The sequence below is a fragment of the Chromobacterium paludis genome (assembly GCF_008275125.1).
Taxonomy (GTDB): Bacteria; Pseudomonadota; Gammaproteobacteria; order Burkholderiales; family Chromobacteriaceae; genus Chromobacterium; species Chromobacterium paludis.
Map to the genome: position 1 here is coordinate 1722767 of NZ_CP043473.1, position 20980 is coordinate 1743746.

Genomic DNA, 20980 nt, shown 5'->3' on the forward strand with positions numbered 1-20980 from the left:
TCTCCCGCCGTCACGAATCTTTCGTCCATCGTCGCGCCGCTATCGGCAATGCGGTGTGCCGTTACGTGTCAAAGGCTGATTTATGCGCTACCCGCTCGCCACGCGGTCAGTACCCCATGCGCCGCAGCGCTTCCCTTGGCTGGGTAACTCGCCTTTCGCCAACTCCACCTGTTCGCTTCCTTTGCTCGGTCGCCTGGCCGTAGTCGCCAGTCCTTCTAAATCTCCAAGAGCGGTCACCAGCACCGCGCCCTGTGGCGGCTTCCGAGAGGGGCGGCTCGACCTCATCCCCTCTTAGCTGGCCCCCGCGTCCTGGCTCTCCGCCATTCATCCGCTAAACCGACCCTTGCTCTTCGCCGCGCGCTTCGCTCTTCGCATCCGCTTAGGCTTTCCGGTGTCGGTGTGGGCGCAACGCGCTGGGCGCTGCGGTGTTGATGAGACGTAATGTAAACCTTGGTTTCCATTGATGTCAACCATGGTTTCATTTTTTGTTTAACTTCAGTTTGCATTTATGCCACATCCATCGCGGAGTAAAATGCCAATGTCACAGACAAATATTGCGAAAAATTCATGGAGCACGATCAGATACCCGCAGCTTTTCAAGCCAAGGAACGCATCAAGCGAGACGTTTCCGAGTTCATCGGGATATGCAAAGGGGTGGTCGCAGACGGCCTAGTGGCGCCCGAAGAGGTCGAGTTCATGGGTCAATGGCTGCACACCCATCCGCACGTGCTCGATCAGTGGCCCATGTCCGTTCTGGTGGAGCGTATCCCGCAGATTTTGTCTGACGGGACGGTAGACGAGGACGAGCAGCTGGAGCTATTGCGGCTGATCGGGCAGATTGCCGGCAAGAACCCATGCGAGGATGCGCCCTCCATGAGCACGGACTTACCCTACTCCACGCCGGCGCCCGCCATCGAGTTCGAAGGCAAGCTGTTCTGCGTAACCGGGACGTTCGAGATGGGCCCGCGCAGCGTGGTCATCGCTGAGATAGAGGCCAGGGGCGGCCTCATTGCATCCGGCGTGAAAATGGCCTTGGATTACCTGGTGGTGGGAGAGATTGGCAGCAGGGACTGGAAATACAGCACATTCGGCAACAAGATCGAGAAAGCCGTTGCATGCCGTGAGAAGGGGGCGAGGCTTGCGATCCTGCCGGAGAAGACCTTACAGGCATCCTTTTCGATCGCAGCCTAGCTGTCACCAAGGAACCCCGCTGCCATAAGCGCAACCCCACTTGCGCCTGACGCAGGCATCACACTTCGTACTGGCTGGTAGAGGTGCTGATGTGAAATTTATGCCGACAGGAATAGAGGTGATACATCATAATGGATGCTATGAAACACGAGAATTTTCGCATCACCTACGATGGACCCGCGCTTCAAACTCACGAGATTGATGTGAGGGTGCTTGCGCCTGCGCTATTAGCTGTGGGTGATGTGCTTGAGCATGCCAACAGGGTCTTGAATGATGGCAGAGCAAAGGTATCTGTCAACGTCAAAGGCTCGCTGAAGACTGGCAGCGTAAATATAGACTTTGCTTTGGTGCAGGGTTTTTTGTCACATGCAGTGGATCTACTGACGGGCAAGGAAGTGACTGCCACCCTTGCGCTAATGTCTTTTCTGGGAATTAGCGCAAAAGATGGACTCAATAGTGTCATAAAGGTCATTCGTTGGACGAGAGGAAGGGCGGTCCACAAAATCGAGACGGAGGAAGGCAAGGCCACCTTGTATATCGATGAGGAGTCGCTAGAAGTTGAGCTTGAAGTGCTTGAGCTAATTCGTGACTACGAGCTTCGTCGCGCCCTTGAGGCCATGCTTGAGCCGCTAGAACGTGAAGGCATTGATACGTTTGCAGTCGGCACGGACAAAGAAGTGTACGAGGTCATCAAGAAGGATCAGGTTGCATGGTTCAAGTCGCCGCCGCCAGCCAGCATTTCCTTGGATTCGAACACGTATCTGAAGTCTGTGCAGATCGAACGCATTGAGTTCTCTGAAGCAAATAAGTGGCGGTTCTTCGATGGTTCCAGCTCTTTTTATGCAACCATTGCTGACTTGGAATTTATTAACCGAATTGCTTTAAACGAAGCTACATTTAGCCGTGGGGACACTCTTCGAGTGGAGATTGAAGAAAAGCAGCGTCTTGATGGAGACAAGCTGAAATCTGAGTACACCATACTTAAGGTTCTCGATCACAGAAGAGGCATGAAGCAGATCAGCCTCCCCCTGTCGCAGCCCTCTGCCGATGAAGAGTAAACCCGCTGCAGCGGTTTTTTCTTTGTTGGCCGCGCCGGCCGGCAACGACAGACAGCCCGCGCTCGCGGGCGTTTTTTCGAATTCACAATGCACTGCTCAATCCGTTTTTTTTTAAAAAACAGATTCGCCGGCGGCACGATTTGAGCCATTTTCGCGGAATGCGGCCAAAAACCGGCTATTTCTAGGGCGACTCGATTGGGTGCTCATGCCATGCTGGGGTCTCCACAACCCAGCAGGAGCCACCCCGTGCGATTTATCACATTTTGCCTAACCCTGACCAGCACCGCATTGGCAGCGTTAATGATCGGATATTATGCGGGAGCATACGCGGCCGTTACCGGGATGATCAGCCTGACAGTGAGATGACCGCCCCTAGCAACAAGCCCGCCCAGCGCGGGCTTTTTCACGTCCTCGCTGGTTATAATCACAACTAAGAAACGTACTATCACAACCTTTGCGTCGCTCAAAATTCCGGGATGCTATCTCTCGCCGAGCGTATCCGTCACATGCGGCTGGAGCGCCGCTGGACCCAAGCGGAGCTGGCGCGCAAAGCGTCGGTCAGCCCCTCCACCATCAAGAGCCTGGAAAACGGCTACAACCGCAGCACCACCCGGCTCGCGAACTTGGCCAGAGCCCTCCGGGTGACGCCCGAGTGGCTGCAGACCGGCCGCGGCCCGCGCGATCCACTATCGCCGTCCGAGGCCGCCTACATTGCCGCCGACAGCCTAGATGACCTGGCCGACAAGCTGCTGGATCGCGGCGCAGGCGAAATCGGCAAATTGATGACCCTTCTCATAAAAAAACAAGCAGAACGAAATGGGTAAGAGTCAACTGACCTTTAATGCAATGTTGTATATGCGCACCTGATTTTTGACACAAATTTGTTCGGTTCGGATGCTATTGTAAAGAGTACGTAATAATGCGTAGTATCCGCCCGTGTCCGACGAGACGATTCACTCCCGCCTGCGGGCAGCCATCAAGGCCCGCGGCATCACCGTAACAGCCGTTGCAGCCCACCTTCAGGTCAGCCGGTCTACCGTAAATCGCTGGCTGAAATACCAAATACCGGATGATGAGCAGATATTCAGGCTATCCGCATATCTGAACGTCAGCCCCTCTCACCTGCGAAGAGGCTCGGACATGAATGCCGAGCACATGATGCTATGCCAAATTCTATTCGCCAAGTCGACTGACATTTCGTCCAGTGACGTACAGCGGCTCATAGACCTGGCAGACAGGTTTTCTGACACAGATTTGTGTCAAACAGAATAATTACTCCAACTGCATACACTACCCTTGTTCGACATTCTGCCGTAGGCTATTTCCTGCACCCGCCGCTCTATTTCAGAGCCGCCATAAGCATAAAACGTTTGATAACGTGATAAATGGAGTAGGAAATGCCCTGCAATGAGAAGTTGGCCGAAGCACCTTGCATTCACACGAGAAGCTGCCATTACTTCAGGCCGATCGATACATACCACAGCACGGATTTGGCGTTCTTGAGTCTTAAAATTGACAAAGCTGGTAAGTTAAAACTCAGGTATGCAGGAGAGGTGAAGTCACTACTTGATAAACTCAAAGAGCTTTTCAGAGGAATGGAATGAAAAATGGCGACCGCAAGGTCGCCTTTTAGTTTGGTAGTTTCGCGCTATTTTCCGCAAGCAATCTAATGACTTGCAGCACCTCGTCAGGCCCCTTCTCCTTCACCTGGCGCACCAACTCTTCCAGAGTATTGGCAGCAACATATCCCCCGCCACTAGCCTCTGATTGCATTTCGCCCTTACCAGATGCCAACCAGTCCGCACTGACCTGCAGAGCTTTAGCAGCTTTGTAGAGGTTTTCCCCGTCAATCCCGGCTGTTGGATTGTTCATCCACTTGTAGGCAGCAGGACGTGACACGCCAACCTGGTTAGCAAGCCAGTTTGGCGTTTTTTTGCTTCCGGTCTTCTCGCTAAGGACGTCTAGCGCCTTGCGAATCCGGCTTCCAAGAGTATTTTCCATGATAACCAAGGTTAGCGGATATTTTGCAAACCTAGGATTGCATTGAGTGTAAACCATAGTTATCATCCTGAGCATGAGAACAGCCATTGTCGTTTCGTACTTTGGTCCTGGCCGCGGCTCAAAAGCTCGCATCGCCAGGTCGCTAGGCGTCTCCACTGCTGCGGTTGCAAAGTGGGGCGAGACCGTGCCCGACGGCAGCGCTTACCAGTTGATCCGACGTTTCCCTGAGTTGGACCGGATGGATAAGGAAGACTGGGCAAAGTCGAGTTCATCAGGGCCATCTACTGAGTGAAGTATGGCAAGCACCTTGCAAGGAATCCACGATGAGAAAACCACAGTTTCAATCTCCCACCGACACCCTGATCCTCTGGGCGGATCGGCAGATGACCGAGACCCGGCAGCCGCTGCTGAAGTTCGCTGAAGCGCTGACCGACACCTACCTCGACATGGTGCCGGAGGACCGCCGCACCTGCCCGCTGGATGAAATCCCCATCGACGGCAGCGTGGACGACCACTACCGCATCCAGAAGAAAAACGCCCTCGCCGTGGAGCGCTGGGTGAAGGGCACCATCAAGCTGCCGCTGGAGATTCTGGATGCCTGGATCGCCACTCTGCAGGGCGAGTACCGCGCCGGCTGCGTGGCGGACTTGCTTGAGCGGCACAACATGACCGCGGTGCCGGCCATTGACCGCGCCGACGCCGCCACCTTCGCCAAGACCATGCACACCACCGCGGACATGATAGGCGCCCTCGCCTGCATTGTGGCGGATGGCGTAGTGGACGAGCAGGACAGGGAAGACATTGTCCGCGCTCAGCAGCAGATGCGCATCCTAAAGGGCCAGATGGCCGGCTGGGAGAAAGCCTTCAACGCGGCGTTGTCAGGTGGGCGGGAATGAGAAGGGGAAAAAGCCCTCGCCCCGTCCTGGGGATCACGAGGCGAGGCGTACAAACACGTGGCGCCAGTACTCACAAACCACGCAGGGCTGCCACATCGAGTGGTAACGACATGGCCTTTGAATTATGGGGCACGAATTACCCAATTCAAACAGCAACTTGCATGGCAAATGGAAGAAAAACCGCATCCCAACAGGCCAGAAAGAACTGCCGGGATGCGAGCCCATACATAGGCAAGCTGTTACCTGGAGACGACTGGTCATCAAAGAAAGCCCTCGCCCGTGCCATGGCATGCAATCAGGCGAGAGGAAAGAAGGATGACCGTCGAGGACGATTATGGCGCAGGCCCGCGTAACGGCGCACTGATCGAAATGGCGGGCTGGCAGGCCCACAGAAAAACCAAACCCCCGGTCAACGCCGTTGGCGCGGCTCGCGGGGGTTATGAGGAGGTTTCGTGATGAGTATGCAGAACATGAACAAGGATTTCAACCACTTCACTGCCCTGTCCGGAGAGGCATAGCCATGAGCGCCGCCGAGAATGTGGTGAGCCTGGCTGAGCGCCGCGCCGCGCGCGTGGTGGAGAGCGCTCCGCCGCGCAAGGAGGGATATCTGGCCTTCCCCAACGAACTGATGGACGCCCTGCTGGCGGCCGACCTGACCGCGCGCCAGCTCAAGCTGGCCCTGGCCGTGGTGCGCAAGACCATAGGCTACGGCAAAGAGCAGGACGACTGCACCATCACCCAGCTGGCCGAGGTGGCAGGCATGCAGCGCCCAGCCGCCAGCAAGACCTTGCAGCAGCTGCTGGGCATGAAAATCGTCAGCGCCAGCAAGGGCCGCTTTGGCATGCTGGTGTCGATTAACCCGCCGGCGGCTTGGGACTCCTCCCCGTATCAAATTGATACGCCTGACGATACGGACGTATCAAAACGATACGCTGGAGCGTATCAAAACGATACACACAATAAACAATCCCAAAAGACAAGTAATAACCCCCCTGTATCCCCCCAGGGCGAACCGGCCACCGCCGACAGCCCTGCTGCAGACGCTACGCCGCCCAAACCCAAGCGCAAGCCGAGGGCCAAGGGCGTGAAACAGACCTTCGCCCAATGGCGCGACGCCATGAAGGCCGCCGCCGTGAAGTTGATCCCTGAGGACGATCCGGTGTTCACCTACGCCGACGAGGCCGGCCTGCCTCGCGAGTTCCTGCGCCTGGCCTGGGTTGAATTCCGTACCACGTACACCGAGAAGCAAGCCAGCAAGCAGCAGCTCGACTGGCGTGCCCACTTCCGCGATGCCGTGCGCCGCAACTGGTACAAGCTGTGGTTCCTGAAAGACGACGGCACCTGCGAACTGACCACCGCCGGCCTGCAGGCGCGCAACGCCGCCCAAGCCGCTGACAGGAAGGGAGCAAACTGATGCACGACGACCGCGAGTTCATCCAGCTGCACAGCCCGGAAGCAGAACAGGCAGTGCTGGGCGGCCTGCTGCTGGACAACCTGGCCTGGGACAAGGTGAGCGACACCCTGGCTGCAGAGCAATTTTTCGACCCGGCTCACCGCTACATCGCCCAGGTGCTGTTCGCCATGCTGAGCGATGGGAAGCCCGCAGACGTAGTCACCGTTGGCGAAGCCCTCGACGCCCAGGGCAAGCTGGACGCTGCTGGCGGGTTTGGTTACCTGGCCACCATGGCGCAGAACACCCCGTCCGCCGCCAATATCCGCCGCTACGCCTCCATCCTGCTGGACAAGACCATTGCCCGCCAGGCCATCCACATCACCGGCGAGCTAGTGGGGGGGCTACAGACGCCCAAGGGCGTGAAGTCCGCCGAGCTGGTGGACCGCGCCGCCGGCGCGCTGGAGATGCTGACCACCAACCGCGGCTCGGAGGAAAAGACCCTGGATGCCGTCGAGTTGGCCCGCCGCACCATCGAAAATATCGACCGCCGCTACACCATGCCCGAGGGGGAGATGGACGGCACGCCGACAGGATTTGCCGAGCTGGACCAACGCATGGGCGGCATGCAGCCCGGCGAGCTGATCATCATCGCTGGCCGCCCGGCCATGGGCAAAACCGTCATGGGCATCAACATCGCGGAACACGTCTCGCGCTTCATCGGCCCCGCGTTCGTTTTCAGCCAGGAAATGGACGAGAAGCAGCTGGGCGACAGGCAGGTCGCCAGCCTGGCCGGTATCCCGCTTAACCGCGTTCGCTCCGGCAGGTTTGAGGACGAGGATTGGCAGCGCCTCACCTACTACGCCGGCGTGGTGCAGGAACTGAGGATGCAGATCGATTTCCGCGCGCAACTCACGCCGGAGCAAGTCCGCAACAAATGCCGCCAGCTGGCACGCCGCCATGGCCGCCCGGCCTTGATCGTCATCGACTACCTGCAGCTGATGCGCGGTCCCGGCCACGGATCCAGCGACAACCGGAACTACGAGATTGGCTACATCTCCGCCGCCCTGAAGGCGCTAGCCAAAGAGATGGGCTGCCCGGTTGTGGTGCTGAGCCAGCTGTCCCGAGCGGTTGAGAGCCGCGCGAACAAGCGGCCGATGATGTCCGACCTGCGCGACTCCGGCGCCATCGAGCAAGACGCCGACGCCGTGCTGTTTCCATACCGCGACGAATACTACAACCCTGACAGCCCGGACATCGGCACCGTGGAAATCATCATCGGCAAGCTGCGCCAGGGCGAAGTGAAGCCCGTCCGCCTGGGCTGGGAGGGGCAATACGTACGCATGACCAACCTGCAGGCCGGCTGGGCGCCCCGCCCCGCTATTGGCCACCGCAAACACTCAGGAGGTTTTGACGAATGAGCAGCAGCACCGCCCGGCCTGACAAAGTCGTGCCGCGCCCAGGCGACCTGCCCGGCACCGGCCGTCGCGAAGACTACCGCAAGAACCCGGACTGGCTGGCCGCCGTGGGCACCATCCGCCAATGCGTCCGCTGCGGCAGCAATCTGGCCGTCCAGGTGGCGCATCGCAACGAAGGCAAAGGCCTGGCGCTGAAGAACCCCGACGCCCTGACCGCGGCCCTTTGCCTGCCCTGCCACCACGCCATCGACAATGGCAACCGCTTCAACCTGGAATTCCGGCGCAAGGAAATGGACCGCGCCATTGTGCAGACCCTGGAAAAGCTGGCGCTGGCCGGCTTGGTGAAGATCGATAAGCAGCGGCTGAAGGAGTTGGGATGAGCATCAAGCTTAAGAAAATCGAGGAGAAACAAGTCGGACCTTTCGGAAGATCGCTCCTTGCATGCTACGAGGTTTCGCACGAAACGTCTGGGCTGGATGGCACAAGGCTGTCCCAAGAACTGATCGTCGTCTTTGATCCACGCATCGGCGAGGTGGCAGCCAAGCTGACGCTGACGGATCTGAATGCGCCGAGCTTCGATGCTGCGCTGGAAAAGATGGCCGAATGGTGCGACCGGATGGCTATTGCTCTGCGAGAGCCCCGTGAGATATCAGCATCCATTCCTGTCGTGATCAAGACACAGGGATCGTGCGAGGCTGAAGACGCGGAGGCCAGACCCTGAACACCATCACCTTCTTCATCCCTGGCCCGCCGGTCGGCAAGCAGCGCGCGCGCAGCGCCACCCGCATCGGCAAGGGCGCCGACGGCCAGGCCAAAGCCATGACCCGGCACTACACCCCGGCCAAAACCGCCAACTACGAGGCGCTGGTGTCGTGGATCGCCAAACAGGCCATCGGCAGCCAGCCGCTGCTGACCGGCCCCGTTGACGTGGTGATGCGGATCTTCGTGCCGGTGCCGGCCAGTTGGTCCAAGCGCCGCCGCGCGCTGGCCCTGGCCGGGCTGGTGTTGCCCACGGTGAAGCCGGACATCGACAACATCGAAAAGGCGGTTTACGACGCGCTGAACAAAGTCGTCTGGCAGGACGACGTGCTGGTGTGTGACGTGGTGAAGAGCAAGCGGTACGCAGAACAACCAGGCGTAAAGGTCACGATCAAGCCGATCGAAAACGCCCAGGCAGCATGATGAACAAGCAGGGGGAGTGAGATGCACGCATCGACAATTCAGAATCTGGTGGGGCTGTGCTTCCAAATGGAAACCACCCTGCTGCTTAAGACCCAGAAATTCGGCGTGTACGAGCCGCCGGAGTTTGAGTCGCTGACGATGCACGAGAAGATTGCACAGACGGGCATGATCATGGCAAAGATCAACCGGCTGCCCAACCTTCAGCGCGCTGTGCTATGGGCGCTGCACACCAAGCGCGAAACCGAAATGATCTACCTGACCACCCACACGCCCTGCAAATACGGCTACAAGACCGACCTGGACATCATCCGTAAATGGGCCACCGGCAAAGGCCCCGGCTGCCGCGACCTGGGCGACCGCCACGGCGTTCACCACACTACCCTGCACCGCTACGGCAAGAAGATCGTCCGCCAGCTGGAGCAGGCGATGCACCAGGCCTACGCCGCTCTGGAGGCGCCGCTGGCGGAGATGATTAGTCGGCTAAGGTATGAGGCGGCATATGAGGCGGCAGCGGCGTGAGGCTTATCGCTTGCCTTGCAGATCTTTACGGCGAGCTAGACTCTGATCAATGCTATCGATAGTTACTTGGGCCGATTCAGCATCTACCGCCCCTGCCGCCTCAGCTACCTTGCCGGCGGCACCGACCAACAAATCTGTTACTGAATTGCCCAGCTCATCCTCCGCGGTGGTGCGAGCCTCTTTTTTCATACTGCTTTGCTGTGCTCTATTCGACATGATCTCTCCTGAAATTTCCCCTCATCGCTGCTACTCCTTGTTTTACGAGGTGGCTGCTTTAGCCTGCAGAAGGCATTACAATCTATCCAAATGATATGAATGGATACTGTTATGCCACTCCAAATCGATCTCGTCGGCCCGATCCAACACGCCATGGAGCCAGTAAAAATGCTGGCCTATGTCGTCCTCATCGCAACGTTAGCAATACTCGTATCAGGACTGCTTGTCTCGCGGGTGCTACTGAGCAACACAAACCTGAGTAGAAGCGCGCGCCGGAAGATTGGCCAGACCGTAGGAAGCATCGTCGGCATGGTTGTGATCTATTTCGGCGCGCAGGCGGTGTTGAGGTGATTTTTACGAACCGAATATTGGGGCCATGCACAGCCCCACATCATTACCTAGAAAATCTCAAAGAATCCGGATGATTTTCCAGAACTTGTATCAACCTGCATGAGTTTACTCTTGTATACACTAAGCATGAGCATTTTCAGCAGTTTCTCAATAGAAATCGGTTTATCGCAAGGGAAGTCTGACGACCCTGAAGCATCAAATAATCGACCATTTGAAGGAACCCAGGCTGTGTAGATGGACTCAGGCTTATCCAAGTTCAGGTAGACAAAATCAAGTAATAGAACCAATTCGCAGGCAGACCCTTTTTGTGCAACTGTATGAAACTGCAACTCAATTGGCCACCCAAAAACAGTGAGTCTTAATTGGCTCTCTCCCGCTCCATTGCTAAGGACAATATCGCAGATTTCGTCTTCACCTTTGGCAAGCCAGCGGATGATGGCATCTTGGATGGCAACCCGTCGCACAATAATCGCATTTAACTGCCTGGACGCCTCATATGCCAGTTCGTTTGCTTCTGTCAGTTTTGCCTGATCCATAATCACATCCTCTATTTGCCGTTGTTAGAACTTGCATTTCGATCCGAATAGTTTAGCAGCCGGGAAGTGGCACAGAGCTACGTAAAAACCACAACATGACGCCTGGCCTTGCGAATAGTCGAAGTATTTTGGCTAGATAGCACATTGGGCTTGACAGCCTGATGCAACAAAACTACCATTTTTACAGCAGCCCGAACTACGTCTAGAGTTCGGGCTTTTTGCATTCTGCAGCCCCGCCACCGCGCGGGGCTTTGTCGTATCTGGAGCCCGCCTCATGCCCATCTGGTATCTGCAATTCAACGGCCGCGACTATGTGGTCGATGACCATGTGCGCAGCGGCTTCCATGAGCTGGATAGCTGCGAGGCTGCTAGCAAGGGCGAGGCGTGGCTGGTGTTGATGGAGGACTGGTTATGGCGGGGCTGACAGCTCAGCTGTGCGCCGCGCCGGGCTGTGGCGCGCTGGTCCGGCCACCGGCACGGCGCTGTGCCTTCCATGAGCAGCGGACACAAGCAGAGGCCAAACAGGCGGACCAGCGCCGAGGCAGCCGGCATGAGCGCGGCTACAGCAATGCGTGGACTCGCGCCTCGCGCGCTTACCGGGCCCAGCATCCGTTCTGCGTGGAATGTCAGCAGCGCGACGGCCGGCTGGTGGCCGCCGAGCATGTGGACCACATCCAGCCGCCGCGCTACCGCGAGGCAATGGAGAGCGGTGATCCAGCCAGGATAGCCGAGGCCAAACGGCTGTTTTGGGACGCCAGCAACTGGCAGTCCTTGTGCCGGCCCTGCCACTCGCGCAAGACGGCGCGCGAGGATGGCGGATTCGGCAATCGCTGATGCGTGTCAGCCAGCTTCTGCCCAGATGGGTAGGGGGTAGTCAATCCTTCAGGGGGAAACGGCGGCCGGAACCGCGTGTCTCGGCCTTATTTTTTCGCCGCGAAATAAAAAATTTGGGGGTCGCGCATGGGAGGACCGCGAGCGCCTGGCGGCGGGCGTAAACCGAAGCCCAACCGGCTGCGGGTGATTGAGGGCAATCCGGGCAAGCGCCCGCTGCGGGATGACGAGCCGCAATACGAAACTATCGACGTCCCCGCCCCGCCGCCCTGGCTGGCGCCGCTGGCTACAGAGAAGTGGCACGAACTCGCGCCGCAGTTGGCCGGCACCCGCGTGCTGACCGGCGTCGATCTGCACAATCTGGAGATGTTCTGCCAGGCCTATAGCCGTTGGCGCGACGCCGAGGACATCGTGCATCGCACCGGCGTGGTGGTGGAAACGCCGTTCGGGCCGAAGAAGAACCCGGCCTGCACCATCATCAACGAGACCGGCCGGCAGCTGGCCAGCTTCGGGGCCCTGCTGGGGCTGGATCCGTCCAGCCGCACGCGCATTGGCGTGAGCGGCGACAAGCCCACGCAAAACCGATTCACCAAACTGCTGAAACCCAAGAAGGCCTCATGAATCCATGGCTCAACAGCACGTCACCGCTGCCACGAAATGGGCGCGCGACGTGGTGGCTGGCCGCATCCCGGCGGGCAAGTGGACGCGACTTGCCGCCCAGCGCTTCCTCGATGACCTGAGGCGCAGCAAAACCAAGGCCTTTCCGTTCAAGCTGGACCAGGCGGAAGCCGAGCGCGCCTGCGCCTTTGTCGAGCAGCTGCCGCACACCAAAGGCAAGTGGGCGCGCGAGCAGCAACTGATCAAGTTGGCCGGTTGGCAGTCCTTCATCTTCGTCAACACCTTCGGCTGGCTGCACAAGAAGACCCGGCTGCGCCGCTTCCGCGAGGCCTACAACGAGGTGCCGCGGAAGAATGGCAAATCGGTGATCGCCGCCGGCGTCGGCCTGTACTGCTTCACCGCCGATGGCGAGTATGGCGCCGAGGTATACAGCGGCGCGTCGAGCGAGAAACAAGCCTGGGAGGTGTTTCGCCCGGCCAAGCTGATGCTGGAGCGGTCGCCGGAGCTGGTCGAGGCCGCCGGCGCGGAGATCTACGCCAAGGCCATGGCCCTGCCGGAGGACGGCAGCCGCTTCGAGCCCATCATTGGCAAGCCTGGCGACGGCGCATCACCGTCCTGCGCGATCATCGACGAGTTTCACGAGCACGACTCGCCGGACCTGTACGACACCATGATCACCGGCATGGGCGCGCGCGAGCAGCCGCTGGCCTTCATCATCACCACCGCCGGCTATAACCTGGCCGGGCCCTGCTACGAGAAGCGGATCGAGGCGGAGAAGGTGCTGCAGGGGCTGGTGGAGAATGAGCAGCTGTTCTGCGTCATGTTCGGCGCCGACGAAGACGACGACCCGTATGACCCGGCCACGCTGCGCAAGGCCAATCCGAATTTCGGCGTCTCGGTACTTGAAGACTACCTGCTGGCGCAGCAGCGCCAAGCGGCGCAGAACCCGTCCAAGCAAACCGCCTTCAAAACCAAGCATCTGAACGTCTGGTGCTCGGCCAAATCGGCCTGGGTCAATATGGTCCATTGGCACGCCGCGGCGGATGCCACGCTGCGCGAGGAGGACTTCGCCGGCGAGGAGTGCGTCGCGGCCTACGACTTAGCAAGCAAGCTGGACTTCGCCGCGATCCTGAAAATCTTCAAGCGCGAGGTATTCGGCAAGGCCCACTACTACGTCTTTGCCAAGCACTACCTGCCGGAGCAGACGCTAGAGTCCGACGACAACCCTAACCGCGCCGCCTATGTGCGCTGGCGCAACGCCGGCTGGATCGAGCAGCACGATGGGCCGGAGAACGACTTCGCCATGATCCTGCAGGATCTGGAAGACCTCCCGAGCCAGTTCCAGGTGACGGAGTATTGCCAGGACAAGTTCGGCGCGGCCTGGGTCGCGCAGCAACTCACGCAGGGCGGCGCGACTGTGGTCGACGTGCCGATGAAGGCCATCTACCTGACGCCGGCCATGCGCGAAATCGAGGCCGCGTTGAAGGCCGGCCGGCTGCACCACAACGGCGACCCGGTGCTGACTTGGATGATGTCCAACGTGACCGCCCGCGCCGACAAGAACGACAACCTGTTCCCGGACAAGCAGGCTCCGCAAAACAAGATAGACGGCGCGGTCGCGCTGATCATCGGCATGACGCGGGCCATGGCGCCGGAGCAACCCGACACCGGCTACAAGTCGGCCTACGAAGACGAGGTTTACCTATGACCCCCACCGACAAAGCCACCCTGGCCATCGGCCTGCTCGGCGCGAGCGCCGTCACCACCGGCGCCGCCCTGCTCCATCCGGCCGCCGGCTGGATCGTGGGCGGCCTGTTCGGGCTGGCCTGGTCCTACCTGACGGCGCGCGCCGCCGCGAGAGGAGTCACCTGATGTTCATGTCCCGCCAATTTGGCGATCAGCGCGTCGGCAGCCCGGATTCCGGCTGGATTTCCAGCCTGCTCGGCGCCAGCGCGCAAAGCGCAGCCGGCTTGCGGGTGACACCGGAGCGGGCGCTGGCGCTGACCACACTGCAGGCCTGCGTCTCGCTGATCGCCGAATCTGTGGCTCAGTTGCCGTGCGAACTGTACCGCCGCCAGGGCGACACGCGCGAGCGCGCCACCGATCATCCGGTCTATAACCTGGTCCACGACACGCCGAATGCGTGGCAAACGCCCATCGAATACCGCGAGCAATGCCAGATCAGCGCAGCCTTGCGCGGCAGCGCCTTCTCTTTCATCGAGCGAGACGGCGCGGGGCGGCCCACCGCCCTGCTGCCGCTGGACTTCAACAAGGTGCAGGTGCTGCGCGGCAGCGACAACCTGCCCTACTACCGCATCGGCGGTGCCGAACCGGTGCCGATGCGGCTGATCCACCATGTGCGCTGGTGGACGCTGAATGGCTATACCGGCGTCAGTCCGGTCCAGCTGCATTGCGACACCATCGGCCTGGCGCTGGCCACGCAAAACCACGCCTCCAAGGTGTTCGCCAACGGCACCCACCTGGCCGGTGTGCTTGAACGTCCCGCAGTCGTAGGGCAACAGGAGCTCAAACCGCTGGATCCGGAGCGCGTGAAGCAGATCAAGGCGGCCTGGAAAAACGAGTACGCCGGATCGGACAACGCCATGAAGGTGGCGCTGCTGCAGGACGGCATGACCTTCCGCCCACTGTCGATGACCAACGAGGACGCGCAGCTGATCGACAGCCGCAAGATGTCGGCGCTGGAGCTGGCGCAGATCTTCAAGGTGCCGCCGCACAAGGTGGGGTTGTTGGAGCGCGCCACCAACAACAATATCGAGCACCAGGCCATCGAGTTCGTCATCTACTGCCTGCTGCCGTGGCTGCGCCGCCACGAGCAGGCCATGATGCGCGACCTGCTGCTGCCCAGCGAGCGCGGCGACTACTACATCGAGTTCAACGTCGGCGGCCTGATGCGCGGCGACACCGCCAGCCGCTACGCCGCGTATGCCGTGGGCCGGCAATGGGGCTGGCTGTCGGTCAACGACATCCGCCGCCTGGAAAACTTGCCGCCGATACCGGGCGGCGACATCTATCTGCAGCCGCTCAACATGGTGCAGGCCGGCGCGAGCCAGCCGCCCGCTAGCGTAGCGGCCATCCACCAGATTCTGGAGACCTGATGAAACAACACCTCTTCCTGCATCAGCTGTTCAATCAGCCACATATGGTGCTGCCGGACATGCTGCATGAGGCCGTGGCCTGGGCCGGCACGCGCATGGGCGTGAATCTGCAACAAGTCAACGTCAGCCTGCCGGCCATGGCCTGGAAGGGCGACGGCGCCGGCGTAGTCGAGGCCGCCAGCCCGGCCGCCAGCCCGGCCGACCGCCGCCAGCAGGCCGCGCAGCAGACCGGCGTGCTGGTCACCCCTGTGTCCGGCATCCTGGTGCCCCGCGCCAACGATGTCGGCCTGTGCGCCAACCAGACCAGCTACGAGAGCATCCGCGCGCAGCTGAACGCCGGCCTGGCCGATCCGCAGATCGAGCACATCATCCTTGACCTGGCCACGCCGGGCGGCGCCGTTACCGGCTGCTTCGAGCTGGCCGCCGACATCCGCGCCGCCCGCGAGGTAAAGCCGATCACAGCTCTAGTCCACTACAGCGCATTCAGCGCCGGCTATGCCCTCGCCTGCGCCTGCTCCGATATCGTGCTGTCCCAGACCTCCGGCGTCGGCTCCATCGGCGTGATCATGAAGCACGTCGACATCAGCAAGCAGCTGGAAGCCGAAGGCGTCACCGTCACCACGCTGTACCGCGGCGCGCGCAAGAACGACATGGCCAGCGACACGCAACTGTCGGATGACGCGCGCGCGAACGCTGACCGGCTGCTGGACCTGTACTACGAGCAATTCTGCCAAACCGTCGCCGACTATCGGGGGCTGGACGTTCAAGCCATACGAGACACCGAGGCAGGTTTGTTCTACGGCCAGCAAGCCGTGGAGGCCGGTCTGGCCGACCGCGTGGAGAGCCAGCAGCAAGCCGCCAACCGCATCGCTGCCGAGGTGGCTGCGCGCCGCAAATCGACCGCGCCTACTACCCGACGCGCCAACGCGCTGGCCGCCGCCATGCAGATGAGCATTCACACCTGACCGCCGCACGGCGTCAGCGCCCGACAGGGCAAGCCAACCACCCGCCTAGATGGCGGTTTTTTTACGTCTGGAGAACCTGATGTCCAAGATTCTGGAACTGAAGCAGCGCCGTGCCGATATCGCGGCGACCGTGCAAACCCTCGCCATGCAAGAGTCCGGCGGCACCGCGCTGAGCGCTGAACAACTGCAGCAGTTGGATGCGCTGAAAGCCGAGTTTGACCAACTGGGCGCGCAGCTGGCCCGTCTGGAAGACGCCGAGCGCATGATCGCCGCCGCCGCGCAGCAGGTCGATACCCTGAATGCCCAAGGCGCACCGCCGGCAGGAGGCGTCTATCGTGCGAGTGCCAACGATTTGGAGGTGCTTCGCGTGGCCGCCGGTTTGCCGGCTCGTCCGTATGCCACCCCGGCCCAACCTACGGTGAAGGGTGCCTCCGTCGCCCGCATGGCGGTGGCGCTGATCCACGCCCAGGGCAACTACCGCATGGCGGCCGATTACGCCGACAAGAACGGCTTCGGCGCCGACGTGGCCGCGGCGCTGAACGGCGGCAGTCCCTCCGCCGGCGGCGTGCTGATCCCGGCCAATATGGCGACAGAGATCATCGAGCTGCTGCGGCCTAAGGCCGTGGTGCGCCGCTTGGGCGCTCGCTCCCTGCCGCTGAAAAACGGCAATCTGGCCATTCCGCGCTTGAAGGGCGGCGCATCGGTCGGCTACATCGGCGCCGACAACGATATCCCGGCGACCGAACAGAGCTTCGATGACCTGAAGCTGTCGGCCAAGAAAATGGCGGCGCTGGTGCCGATCAGCAATGACTTGCTGGATAACGCCGGCATCAGCCCGGACGTCGAACAGGTGGTTGTCGGCGACCTGACCTCCGCCGTCGCCGCGCGCGAGGATCTGGCCTTTCTGCGCGGCGATGGCAGCAACAATACGCCCAAGGGTCTGCGCGGCTGGGCGCTGCCCGGCAACTGCATCGCCGCGCCGGCGCCGGCTACGGTGGACGCTGCCTTCCTGCAGGCAGTCGAGGACTTCCTGAACGCGCTGATTCTGCTGCTGGAGGGCGTGGACGCCAATATGGTCAGCCCCGGCTGGGTGATGTCGCCGCGTACCTTCCGTTTCCTGGAGGGCCTGCGCGACGGCAAGAGCAACAAGGTTTATCCGGAGCTGGCCCAGGGCATGCTCAAGGGCTACCCGGTCGGCAAGTCCACCCAGATCCCTAACAACCTGGGCGCCGGCGGCAACGAGTCCGAGCTGTATTTCTGCGACTTCGCCGACTGCTTCATCGGCGAGGACAAGGCGCTGACCATCGATTTCTCCAAGGAGGCCACCTACACCGGCGCTGACGGCAAATTGGTCAGCGCCTTTTCCAAGGACCAAACCCTGGTGCGCGTGATCGCCAAGCACGACTTCGGCCCGCGCCACGTCGAAAGCGTCGCCATCGGCACCGGCGTCAAGTGGGGCAAGTAAGCCCATCCGGCCCGCTTCGGCGGGCCACCCATCCCGGAGAACCCCATGCATAGCGTGAAAATCCTCAAACACTGGAACAAGTACAACCCCGGCGAGGTGGCCGGCTTCACGGATGCCGACCGCGAGCTGCTGGAGCGACTGGCGCTAGCCGGCATCATCGGCCCGGCGGACGAAGCACTCAGCGCCGAATCGGCAAGCAAGCCTGATAAGAAGGATTGATCATGCCGGCCTCGCTCATTCACCGAAATGACGGGCCGGTGCTGACCCTCGTGGAAATGCGGCAGCAGTGCCGGATCGATGCCGGCTGGTCGCCGGAGGAGACCGCCGCCGAGGATGCGCTGCTGCAGCGGCTGGAGCGCGCCGCGGTGCGCGCTGGCGAGGGCAAGCTCGGCGGGCCGCTGCTGGCAGCCAACTACCGGCTGACGCTGGACGCCTGGCCGGATCTGCCCTGGCTCACCCTGCCCACGGCGAACGCCAGGACGGTGGCCGCCATCCAGCTGCTGCAAGGCGGTCAGCGCCAGCCCTGGACCGACTTCATCGCACTGGCGGGCGGGCCGCGGCTGCAGCTTAAGCCGCGCGCCGGCGCGTGGCCGGCGACGGATGCCGCGCCAGATGCGATCCAGATCGACTACCGCGCCGGCCTGGCCGACAGCGGCGACGCCGTGCCGGAAGATATCCGGCACTGGCTGCTGTTCCGGGTCGGCACCTATTACGAACACCGCGAGGCCTTGCTGGCCGGCGCCACATTGACCGAGCTGCCGAGCAACTTCGTGGACGGCCTGCTGGCGCCGTACCGGCTGGACGAGGTGGCGCTATGAGGGCCGGCCTGCTTCGGCACCGCGGCGAGATCATCGGCGTGGGCCGCGCCTGGTTCGGCTTGATGGAGAAAGCGGCCAGCGCCGACAATGCCATCGCCGGCCTGCGCGTGGCCTCGTTTGTCGAGCTGCGCGCCCGCGCGGATACGCCGCTGAGCCCGATGTCTCATGTCCGGATCGGCGCGCGGTTATTCGTGGTGATGTTCTCGCGCGCTACTCCGGGCGGCCAGGCTGCTGCCGTGGTGGAGCTGGCCGGCCAGCCGGCGCGCTATCTGCCACGCGAGGGCCAGCCGGTGCCGACCCGTTGCCATGTGCAGCGCGATGCCGTGCTGGTGGGCGAGAACAACAGCCGCGTGGTGTACCGCGCCAGGCTGGAGGTGCCGCTGATCGAATGTCCGCGCCCGCAGCCCGGCGACAAGATCGAAGTCGGCGGCGTGGTCTACACCGTTTCGGCGCTGGCGCATGACGGCGATGACGGCATCGTCCGCGCGGTATGGGGCGATGCCAGAAAGGCGATTGATGAAGATTGACGTGCAATTGTCTGAGCTGGCGTTGGCCAATGCCGAGTTGGTGGCTACCGGCCAGCAGATCGACCGCGCCCTGCGCCGCGCGGTGCGGGTCACCGCCACCACCATCCGCCGGGAAATGGTAGTGGAGCCGATCATGGCCCGCACCGGCCTGCGCCGCAAATCGGTCAACCAGCGGTTGGCGCTGAAGTTCGACAAGCCCGGCAAGGACGGCGGCACCGCCAATATCCTCAGTGGCCCGCATGTGGCGCGCATCGTGCCTAGCGCCAAGGGCATACGCGTGACCGAGTTCCGGCGTTACGAGGTTCAAGCCATCACCCGCACCCGCGCGCGCATCCTGATTCCGTGGGTGGACGGCGGCAAGAAGGTGGTGGCCGGCTTCGTCAACCCGTCCGGCAGCAAGCTGAAGCCGATGCGCACGCGCAGCCGCAACAAGCCGCTGCCCTACCCTCGCACCGCGCTCGCGCCCTCCGTCGCCTCGATGGTGAAGGCAATGTACGACAGCCAATTCGTCGCCGACGCCGGCGCGCGGCTGGAGGCGCAGTTCGAGCTGGAAATCGCCAAGGAGATCGACAAATGAGCGACAAGAAGCCGCCGACCAAGCCGCAGCAGGTCGAGGATAGCCTGGCCGAACTGCTGTGCCGCATCACGCGCAGCAACGGCTACCGGACCAATATCGGCCAATTCGTCCAGATCGAGGGCGCGCAGCTGCGCGATGACGAGGCCGTGCTGGTGATCTGCGGGCTGGAGGAGGACATCTCCGGCCGCGCCGGCGCCGGGCAGTATCGCTGCAGCGCCACCATGACGCTGCAGGCCCAGGTGTGCGGCATCGGACCAGACTACCGCCGCCAGGCTCACGCCATCCTCGCCGACATCAAGCGCTGCCTGCGCACCAACAGCATGCCGCCCGGCCTGCTGCGCGGCGCTGTGCAGCTGAGCAAAACCAAGATCGAGCCGATGCCGGATGACGGCGCCGGCGTCACGTTGGCCACCGTTGAGCTGACGGTGGAATACGACGACCCGGCCGAGTAAAACGGCCAACCCGCCCGCCACCTGGCGGGCTTCGCGCTTATAGGAGCCGCCATGTTTGACCGCACCATCGAGTATTTCTCCGGCCAGGGCGATGTGCTGATTGCCGCCATCGACCCCAAGACCGGCCTGCCCGGCCCGTATCGCCACCTGTCCAACGTCAGCAATCTGGAGCTGTCGCTGAAGGTGGAGAAGGTCGAAAAAACCGAATCCATGACCGGCAGCCGCACCAAGGCGCTGTCGCTGACCAAGAGCAAGGAAGCCAGCTTCAAGGCCACGCTGGATTCCCTGAATCAGGCCAACCTCAAGCTGGCGCTGTACGGTTCGGCCAGCACCATGGCCGCCGGCGACTTCAAGGACATCGCGCTGCCGGCTGGTCTCGCCGCCGGCGATATCGCCGCCCTGCCTCTCACCAACATCACCAGCCTGACCCTCAGCGACAGCACGCCGGACAAGGCCAAGACGCTGGTCAAGGGCGTGGATTTCGATTTCGACCTCTACGGCTCGATCAAGTTGCTGAAGGTGGACGGCTATGTGCAACCGTTCAAGGCCAGCGGCGCCAGCAAGGGCGCCAGCGGCGTAGCCATCCTGACGCAGACCGACCAGGCCTATGCCCTGCGCTTCCAGGGCCTGAACACGGCAAACGGCAACCAGCCGGTGCTGGTGGAGCTGTACCGCATCCTGCCGGACCCGTTGAAGAAGCTTGACCTGATCAACGACAGCCCGGCCAGCCTGGAGCTGGAAGGCGAGCTGCTGTCCGACATGAACCGCGGCCAAGACCCCACCTACGGCTATTTCGGCCGAGTGCTGCAACTGAGTTAAACCATCCACACCTGCCCCGCCGCGCGCGGGGCGC

Annotated in this window: 31 protein-coding genes; 28 read left to right on the forward strand and 3 right to left on the reverse strand. The window is 61.5% G+C overall.

Annotated features, from left to right (window positions below; genetic code table 11):
- Positions 1-567 precede the first annotated feature (567 nt).
- The 4 genes from FYK34_RS07825 to FYK34_RS21165 all read left to right on the forward strand — a co-directional run bounded on the left by FYK34_RS07825 (position 568) and on the right by FYK34_RS21165 (position 3521).
- Complete coding sequence (locus FYK34_RS07825) at positions 568-1191, forward strand: BRCT domain-containing protein (protein WP_149295841.1); 624 nt, start codon at positions 568-570, stop codon at positions 1189-1191.
- A 140-nt stretch (positions 1192-1331) separates the two neighbouring features.
- Positions 1332-2249: a hypothetical protein gene (locus FYK34_RS07830; RefSeq protein WP_149295842.1), complete on the forward strand. Its 918-nt coding sequence runs from the start codon at positions 1332-1334 to the stop codon at positions 2247-2249.
- 476 nt (positions 2250-2725) lie between these two features.
- Complete coding sequence (locus FYK34_RS07835; RefSeq protein ID WP_149295843.1) at positions 2726-3073, forward strand: helix-turn-helix domain-containing protein; 348 nt, start codon at positions 2726-2728, stop codon at positions 3071-3073.
- 112 nt (positions 3074-3185) lie between these two features.
- Positions 3186-3521 carry a helix-turn-helix domain-containing protein gene (locus tag FYK34_RS21165; protein ID WP_149295844.1) on the forward strand — a complete coding sequence of 112 codons (336 nt, stop codon included), beginning with the start codon at positions 3186-3188 and terminating at the stop codon, positions 3519-3521.
- Positions 3522-3878: 357 nt separating this feature from the next.
- On the opposite strand, the gene FYK34_RS07845 is transcribed toward FYK34_RS21165, so the two are convergent.
- On the reverse strand, positions 3879-4307 hold the full coding sequence (locus FYK34_RS07845; RefSeq protein WP_168209680.1) for a helix-turn-helix domain-containing protein: 429 nt from the start codon (positions 4305-4307) through the stop codon (positions 3879-3881).
- 16 nt (positions 4308-4323) lie between these two features.
- On the opposite strand from FYK34_RS07845, the gene FYK34_RS21170 reads away from it, so the two are divergent.
- The 9 genes from FYK34_RS21170 (at position 4324) to FYK34_RS07885 (ending at position 9655) form a co-directional block, all read left to right on the forward strand.
- Positions 4324-4542, forward strand: a complete 219-nt coding sequence (locus FYK34_RS21170; protein WP_149295846.1) for a Cro/CI family transcriptional regulator — start codon at positions 4324-4326, stop codon at positions 4540-4542.
- A gap of 31 nt (positions 4543-4573) precedes the next feature.
- Positions 4574-5146 (forward strand): hypothetical protein, encoded by a 573-nt coding sequence (locus tag FYK34_RS07855; RefSeq protein ID WP_149295847.1) that lies wholly within the window; start codon positions 4574-4576, stop codon positions 5144-5146.
- A gap of 315 nt (positions 5147-5461) precedes the next feature.
- Positions 5462-5602 carry a hypothetical protein gene (locus tag FYK34_RS20460; protein ID WP_168209681.1) on the forward strand — a complete coding sequence of 47 codons (141 nt, stop codon included), beginning with the start codon at positions 5462-5464 and terminating at the stop codon, positions 5600-5602.
- Between the two features lie 64 nt (positions 5603-5666).
- Positions 5667-6560 (forward strand): replication protein, encoded by an 894-nt coding sequence (locus FYK34_RS07860; protein ID WP_168209682.1) that lies wholly within the window; start codon positions 5667-5669, stop codon positions 6558-6560.
- Entirely contained in the window at positions 6560-7957 is a 1398-nt protein-coding gene (dnaB, locus tag FYK34_RS07865) for a replicative DNA helicase (protein WP_149295849.1), read from the forward strand. The genes FYK34_RS07860 and dnaB overlap by 1 nt, the downstream gene beginning before the upstream one ends.
- Complete coding sequence (locus tag FYK34_RS07870) at positions 7954-8334, forward strand: hypothetical protein (protein WP_231137401.1); 381 nt, start codon at positions 7954-7956, stop codon at positions 8332-8334. The genes dnaB and FYK34_RS07870 overlap by 4 nt, the downstream gene beginning before the upstream one ends.
- Positions 8331-8675, forward strand: a complete 345-nt coding sequence (locus FYK34_RS07875; protein WP_149295850.1) for a hypothetical protein — start codon at positions 8331-8333, stop codon at positions 8673-8675. Before FYK34_RS07870 ends, FYK34_RS07875 begins: the two co-directional genes overlap by 4 nt.
- A 17-nt stretch (positions 8676-8692) precedes the next feature.
- Positions 8693-9136: a RusA family crossover junction endodeoxyribonuclease gene (locus FYK34_RS07880; protein ID WP_407923604.1), complete on the forward strand. Its 444-nt coding sequence runs from the start codon at positions 8693-8695 to the stop codon at positions 9134-9136.
- Positions 9137-9157: 21 nt separating this feature from the next.
- Complete coding sequence (locus tag FYK34_RS07885; protein ID WP_149295852.1) at positions 9158-9655, forward strand: hypothetical protein; 498 nt, start codon at positions 9158-9160, stop codon at positions 9653-9655.
- A 3-nt stretch (positions 9656-9658) separates the two neighbouring features.
- Here FYK34_RS07885 and FYK34_RS07890 read toward each other — a convergent pair whose 3' ends face one another.
- Positions 9659-9871: a hypothetical protein gene (locus FYK34_RS07890; RefSeq protein ID WP_149295853.1), complete on the reverse strand. Its 213-nt coding sequence runs from the start codon at positions 9869-9871 to the stop codon at positions 9659-9661.
- Positions 9872-9982: 111 nt separating this feature from the next.
- On the opposite strand from FYK34_RS07890, the gene FYK34_RS07895 reads away from it, so the two are divergent.
- Positions 9983-10222: a hypothetical protein gene (locus tag FYK34_RS07895; protein WP_149295854.1), complete on the forward strand. Its 240-nt coding sequence runs from the start codon at positions 9983-9985 to the stop codon at positions 10220-10222.
- A 47-nt stretch (positions 10223-10269) separates the two neighbouring features.
- On the opposite strand, the gene FYK34_RS07900 is transcribed toward FYK34_RS07895, so the two are convergent.
- Positions 10270-10758 (reverse strand): hypothetical protein, encoded by a 489-nt coding sequence (locus FYK34_RS07900; protein ID WP_149295855.1) that lies wholly within the window; start codon positions 10756-10758, stop codon positions 10270-10272.
- 274 nt (positions 10759-11032) lie between these two features.
- On the opposite strand from FYK34_RS07900, the gene FYK34_RS20465 reads away from it, so the two are divergent.
- From FYK34_RS20465 to FYK34_RS07955, 14 genes are all read left to right on the forward strand, one after another.
- Positions 11033-11182: a hypothetical protein gene (locus tag FYK34_RS20465; RefSeq protein ID WP_168209683.1), complete on the forward strand. Its 150-nt coding sequence runs from the start codon at positions 11033-11035 to the stop codon at positions 11180-11182.
- A complete protein-coding gene (locus FYK34_RS07905; protein ID WP_149295856.1) occupies positions 11170-11592 on the forward strand; it encodes an HNH endonuclease signature motif containing protein in 423 nt (140 codons plus the stop codon). The genes FYK34_RS20465 and FYK34_RS07905 overlap by 13 nt, the downstream gene beginning before the upstream one ends.
- Before the next feature lie 126 nt (positions 11593-11718).
- Complete coding sequence (locus FYK34_RS07910; RefSeq protein ID WP_149295857.1) at positions 11719-12210, forward strand: phage terminase small subunit P27 family; 492 nt, start codon at positions 11719-11721, stop codon at positions 12208-12210.
- Between the two features lie 4 nt (positions 12211-12214).
- Positions 12215-13915, forward strand: a complete 1701-nt coding sequence (locus tag FYK34_RS07915) for a terminase large subunit (protein ID WP_149295858.1) — start codon at positions 12215-12217, stop codon at positions 13913-13915.
- Positions 13912-14079, forward strand: a complete 168-nt coding sequence (locus FYK34_RS20470) for a hypothetical protein (protein ID WP_168209684.1) — start codon at positions 13912-13914, stop codon at positions 14077-14079. The genes FYK34_RS07915 and FYK34_RS20470 overlap by 4 nt, the downstream gene beginning before the upstream one ends.
- Entirely contained in the window at positions 14079-15323 is a 1245-nt protein-coding gene (locus tag FYK34_RS07920; protein WP_149295859.1) for a phage portal protein, read from the forward strand. Before FYK34_RS20470 ends, FYK34_RS07920 begins: the two co-directional genes overlap by 1 nt.
- Complete coding sequence (locus tag FYK34_RS07925) at positions 15323-16288, forward strand: S49 family peptidase (RefSeq protein ID WP_149295860.1); 966 nt, start codon at positions 15323-15325, stop codon at positions 16286-16288. Before FYK34_RS07920 ends, FYK34_RS07925 begins: the two co-directional genes overlap by 1 nt.
- A gap of 79 nt (positions 16289-16367) precedes the next feature.
- Positions 16368-17753, forward strand: coding sequence for a phage major capsid protein (locus FYK34_RS07930; RefSeq protein WP_149295861.1), 1386 nt, complete (start codon positions 16368-16370; stop codon positions 17751-17753).
- A gap of 45 nt (positions 17754-17798) precedes the next feature.
- Positions 17799-17972 (forward strand): hypothetical protein, encoded by a 174-nt coding sequence (locus FYK34_RS20475; protein ID WP_168209685.1) that lies wholly within the window; start codon positions 17799-17801, stop codon positions 17970-17972.
- Positions 17973-17974: 2 nt separating this feature from the next.
- Positions 17975-18571: a head-tail connector protein gene (locus FYK34_RS07935; protein ID WP_149295862.1), complete on the forward strand. Its 597-nt coding sequence runs from the start codon at positions 17975-17977 to the stop codon at positions 18569-18571.
- Positions 18568-19098: a head-tail joining protein gene (locus FYK34_RS07940; protein WP_149295863.1), complete on the forward strand. Its 531-nt coding sequence runs from the start codon at positions 18568-18570 to the stop codon at positions 19096-19098. Before FYK34_RS07935 ends, FYK34_RS07940 begins: the two co-directional genes overlap by 4 nt.
- Complete coding sequence (locus FYK34_RS07945) at positions 19088-19675, forward strand: hypothetical protein (protein WP_149295864.1); 588 nt, start codon at positions 19088-19090, stop codon at positions 19673-19675. The genes FYK34_RS07940 and FYK34_RS07945 overlap by 11 nt, the downstream gene beginning before the upstream one ends.
- Positions 19672-20127 carry a hypothetical protein gene (locus FYK34_RS07950; RefSeq protein ID WP_149295865.1) on the forward strand — a complete coding sequence of 152 codons (456 nt, stop codon included), beginning with the start codon at positions 19672-19674 and terminating at the stop codon, positions 20125-20127. The genes FYK34_RS07945 and FYK34_RS07950 overlap by 4 nt, the downstream gene beginning before the upstream one ends.
- A gap of 51 nt (positions 20128-20178) precedes the next feature.
- Complete coding sequence (locus FYK34_RS07955) at positions 20179-20946, forward strand: phage tail tube protein (protein ID WP_149295866.1); 768 nt, start codon at positions 20179-20181, stop codon at positions 20944-20946.
- Positions 20947-20980: the final 34 nt, after the last annotated feature.

Excerpts from the sequence above, each read along its gene's own strand:
- FYK34_RS07855 (WP_149295847.1), top strand. The coding sequence starts at position 4,574 with ATGAGAAAACCACAGTTTCAATCTCCCACCGACACCCTGATCCTCTGG.
- FYK34_RS07835 (WP_149295843.1), top strand. The coding sequence starts at position 2,726 with ATGCTATCTCTCGCCGAGCGTATCCGTCACATGCGGCTGGAGCGCCGC.
- FYK34_RS07920 (WP_149295859.1), top strand. The coding sequence starts at position 14,079 with ATGTTCATGTCCCGCCAATTTGGCGATCAGCGCGTCGGCAGCCCGGAT.
- FYK34_RS20475 (WP_168209685.1), top strand. The coding sequence starts at position 17,799 with ATGCATAGCGTGAAAATCCTCAAACACTGGAACAAGTACAACCCCGGC.
- FYK34_RS07915 (WP_149295858.1), top strand. The coding sequence starts at position 12,215 with ATGGCTCAACAGCACGTCACCGCTGCCACGAAATGGGCGCGCGACGTG.
- FYK34_RS07905 (WP_149295856.1), top strand. The coding sequence starts at position 11,170 with ATGGCGGGGCTGACAGCTCAGCTGTGCGCCGCGCCGGGCTGTGGCGCG.
- FYK34_RS07895 (WP_149295854.1), top strand. The coding sequence starts at position 9,983 with ATGCCACTCCAAATCGATCTCGTCGGCCCGATCCAACACGCCATGGAG.
- FYK34_RS07830 (WP_149295842.1), top strand. The coding sequence starts at position 1,332 with ATGAAACACGAGAATTTTCGCATCACCTACGATGGACCCGCGCTTCAA.
- FYK34_RS20465 (WP_168209683.1), top strand. The coding sequence starts at position 11,033 with ATGCCCATCTGGTATCTGCAATTCAACGGCCGCGACTATGTGGTCGAT.
- FYK34_RS07925 (WP_149295860.1), top strand. The coding sequence starts at position 15,323 with ATGAAACAACACCTCTTCCTGCATCAGCTGTTCAATCAGCCACATATG.
- FYK34_RS07875 (WP_149295850.1), top strand. The coding sequence starts at position 8,331 with ATGAGCATCAAGCTTAAGAAAATCGAGGAGAAACAAGTCGGACCTTTC.
- FYK34_RS07900 (WP_149295855.1), bottom strand. The coding sequence starts at position 10,758 with ATGGATCAGGCAAAACTGACAGAAGCAAACGAACTGGCATATGAGGCG.
- FYK34_RS07890 (WP_149295853.1), bottom strand. The coding sequence starts at position 9,871 with ATGTCGAATAGAGCACAGCAAAGCAGTATGAAAAAAGAGGCTCGCACC.
- FYK34_RS07950 (WP_149295865.1), top strand. The coding sequence starts at position 19,672 with ATGAGCGACAAGAAGCCGCCGACCAAGCCGCAGCAGGTCGAGGATAGC.
- FYK34_RS20460 (WP_168209681.1), top strand. The coding sequence starts at position 5,462 with ATGACCGTCGAGGACGATTATGGCGCAGGCCCGCGTAACGGCGCACTG.
- FYK34_RS07940 (WP_149295863.1), top strand. The coding sequence starts at position 18,568 with ATGAGGGCCGGCCTGCTTCGGCACCGCGGCGAGATCATCGGCGTGGGC.
- FYK34_RS07910 (WP_149295857.1), top strand. The coding sequence starts at position 11,719 with ATGGGAGGACCGCGAGCGCCTGGCGGCGGGCGTAAACCGAAGCCCAAC.
- FYK34_RS07955 (WP_149295866.1), top strand. The coding sequence starts at position 20,179 with ATGTTTGACCGCACCATCGAGTATTTCTCCGGCCAGGGCGATGTGCTG.
- FYK34_RS07930 (WP_149295861.1), top strand. The coding sequence starts at position 16,368 with ATGTCCAAGATTCTGGAACTGAAGCAGCGCCGTGCCGATATCGCGGCG.
- FYK34_RS07870 (WP_231137401.1), top strand. The coding sequence starts at position 7,954 with ATGAGCAGCAGCACCGCCCGGCCTGACAAAGTCGTGCCGCGCCCAGGC.
- FYK34_RS07845 (WP_168209680.1), bottom strand. The coding sequence starts at position 4,307 with ATGGTTTACACTCAATGCAATCCTAGGTTTGCAAAATATCCGCTAACC.
- FYK34_RS07885 (WP_149295852.1), top strand. The coding sequence starts at position 9,158 with ATGCACGCATCGACAATTCAGAATCTGGTGGGGCTGTGCTTCCAAATG.
- FYK34_RS21170 (WP_149295846.1), top strand. The coding sequence starts at position 4,324 with ATGAGAACAGCCATTGTCGTTTCGTACTTTGGTCCTGGCCGCGGCTCA.
- FYK34_RS20470 (WP_168209684.1), top strand. The coding sequence starts at position 13,912 with ATGACCCCCACCGACAAAGCCACCCTGGCCATCGGCCTGCTCGGCGCG.
- FYK34_RS07935 (WP_149295862.1), top strand. The coding sequence starts at position 17,975 with ATGCCGGCCTCGCTCATTCACCGAAATGACGGGCCGGTGCTGACCCTC.
- dnaB (WP_149295849.1), top strand. The coding sequence starts at position 6,560 with ATGCACGACGACCGCGAGTTCATCCAGCTGCACAGCCCGGAAGCAGAA.
- FYK34_RS07945 (WP_149295864.1), top strand. The coding sequence starts at position 19,088 with ATGAAGATTGACGTGCAATTGTCTGAGCTGGCGTTGGCCAATGCCGAG.
- FYK34_RS07860 (WP_168209682.1), top strand. The coding sequence starts at position 5,667 with ATGAGCGCCGCCGAGAATGTGGTGAGCCTGGCTGAGCGCCGCGCCGCG.
- FYK34_RS07825 (WP_149295841.1), top strand. The coding sequence starts at position 568 with ATGGAGCACGATCAGATACCCGCAGCTTTTCAAGCCAAGGAACGCATC.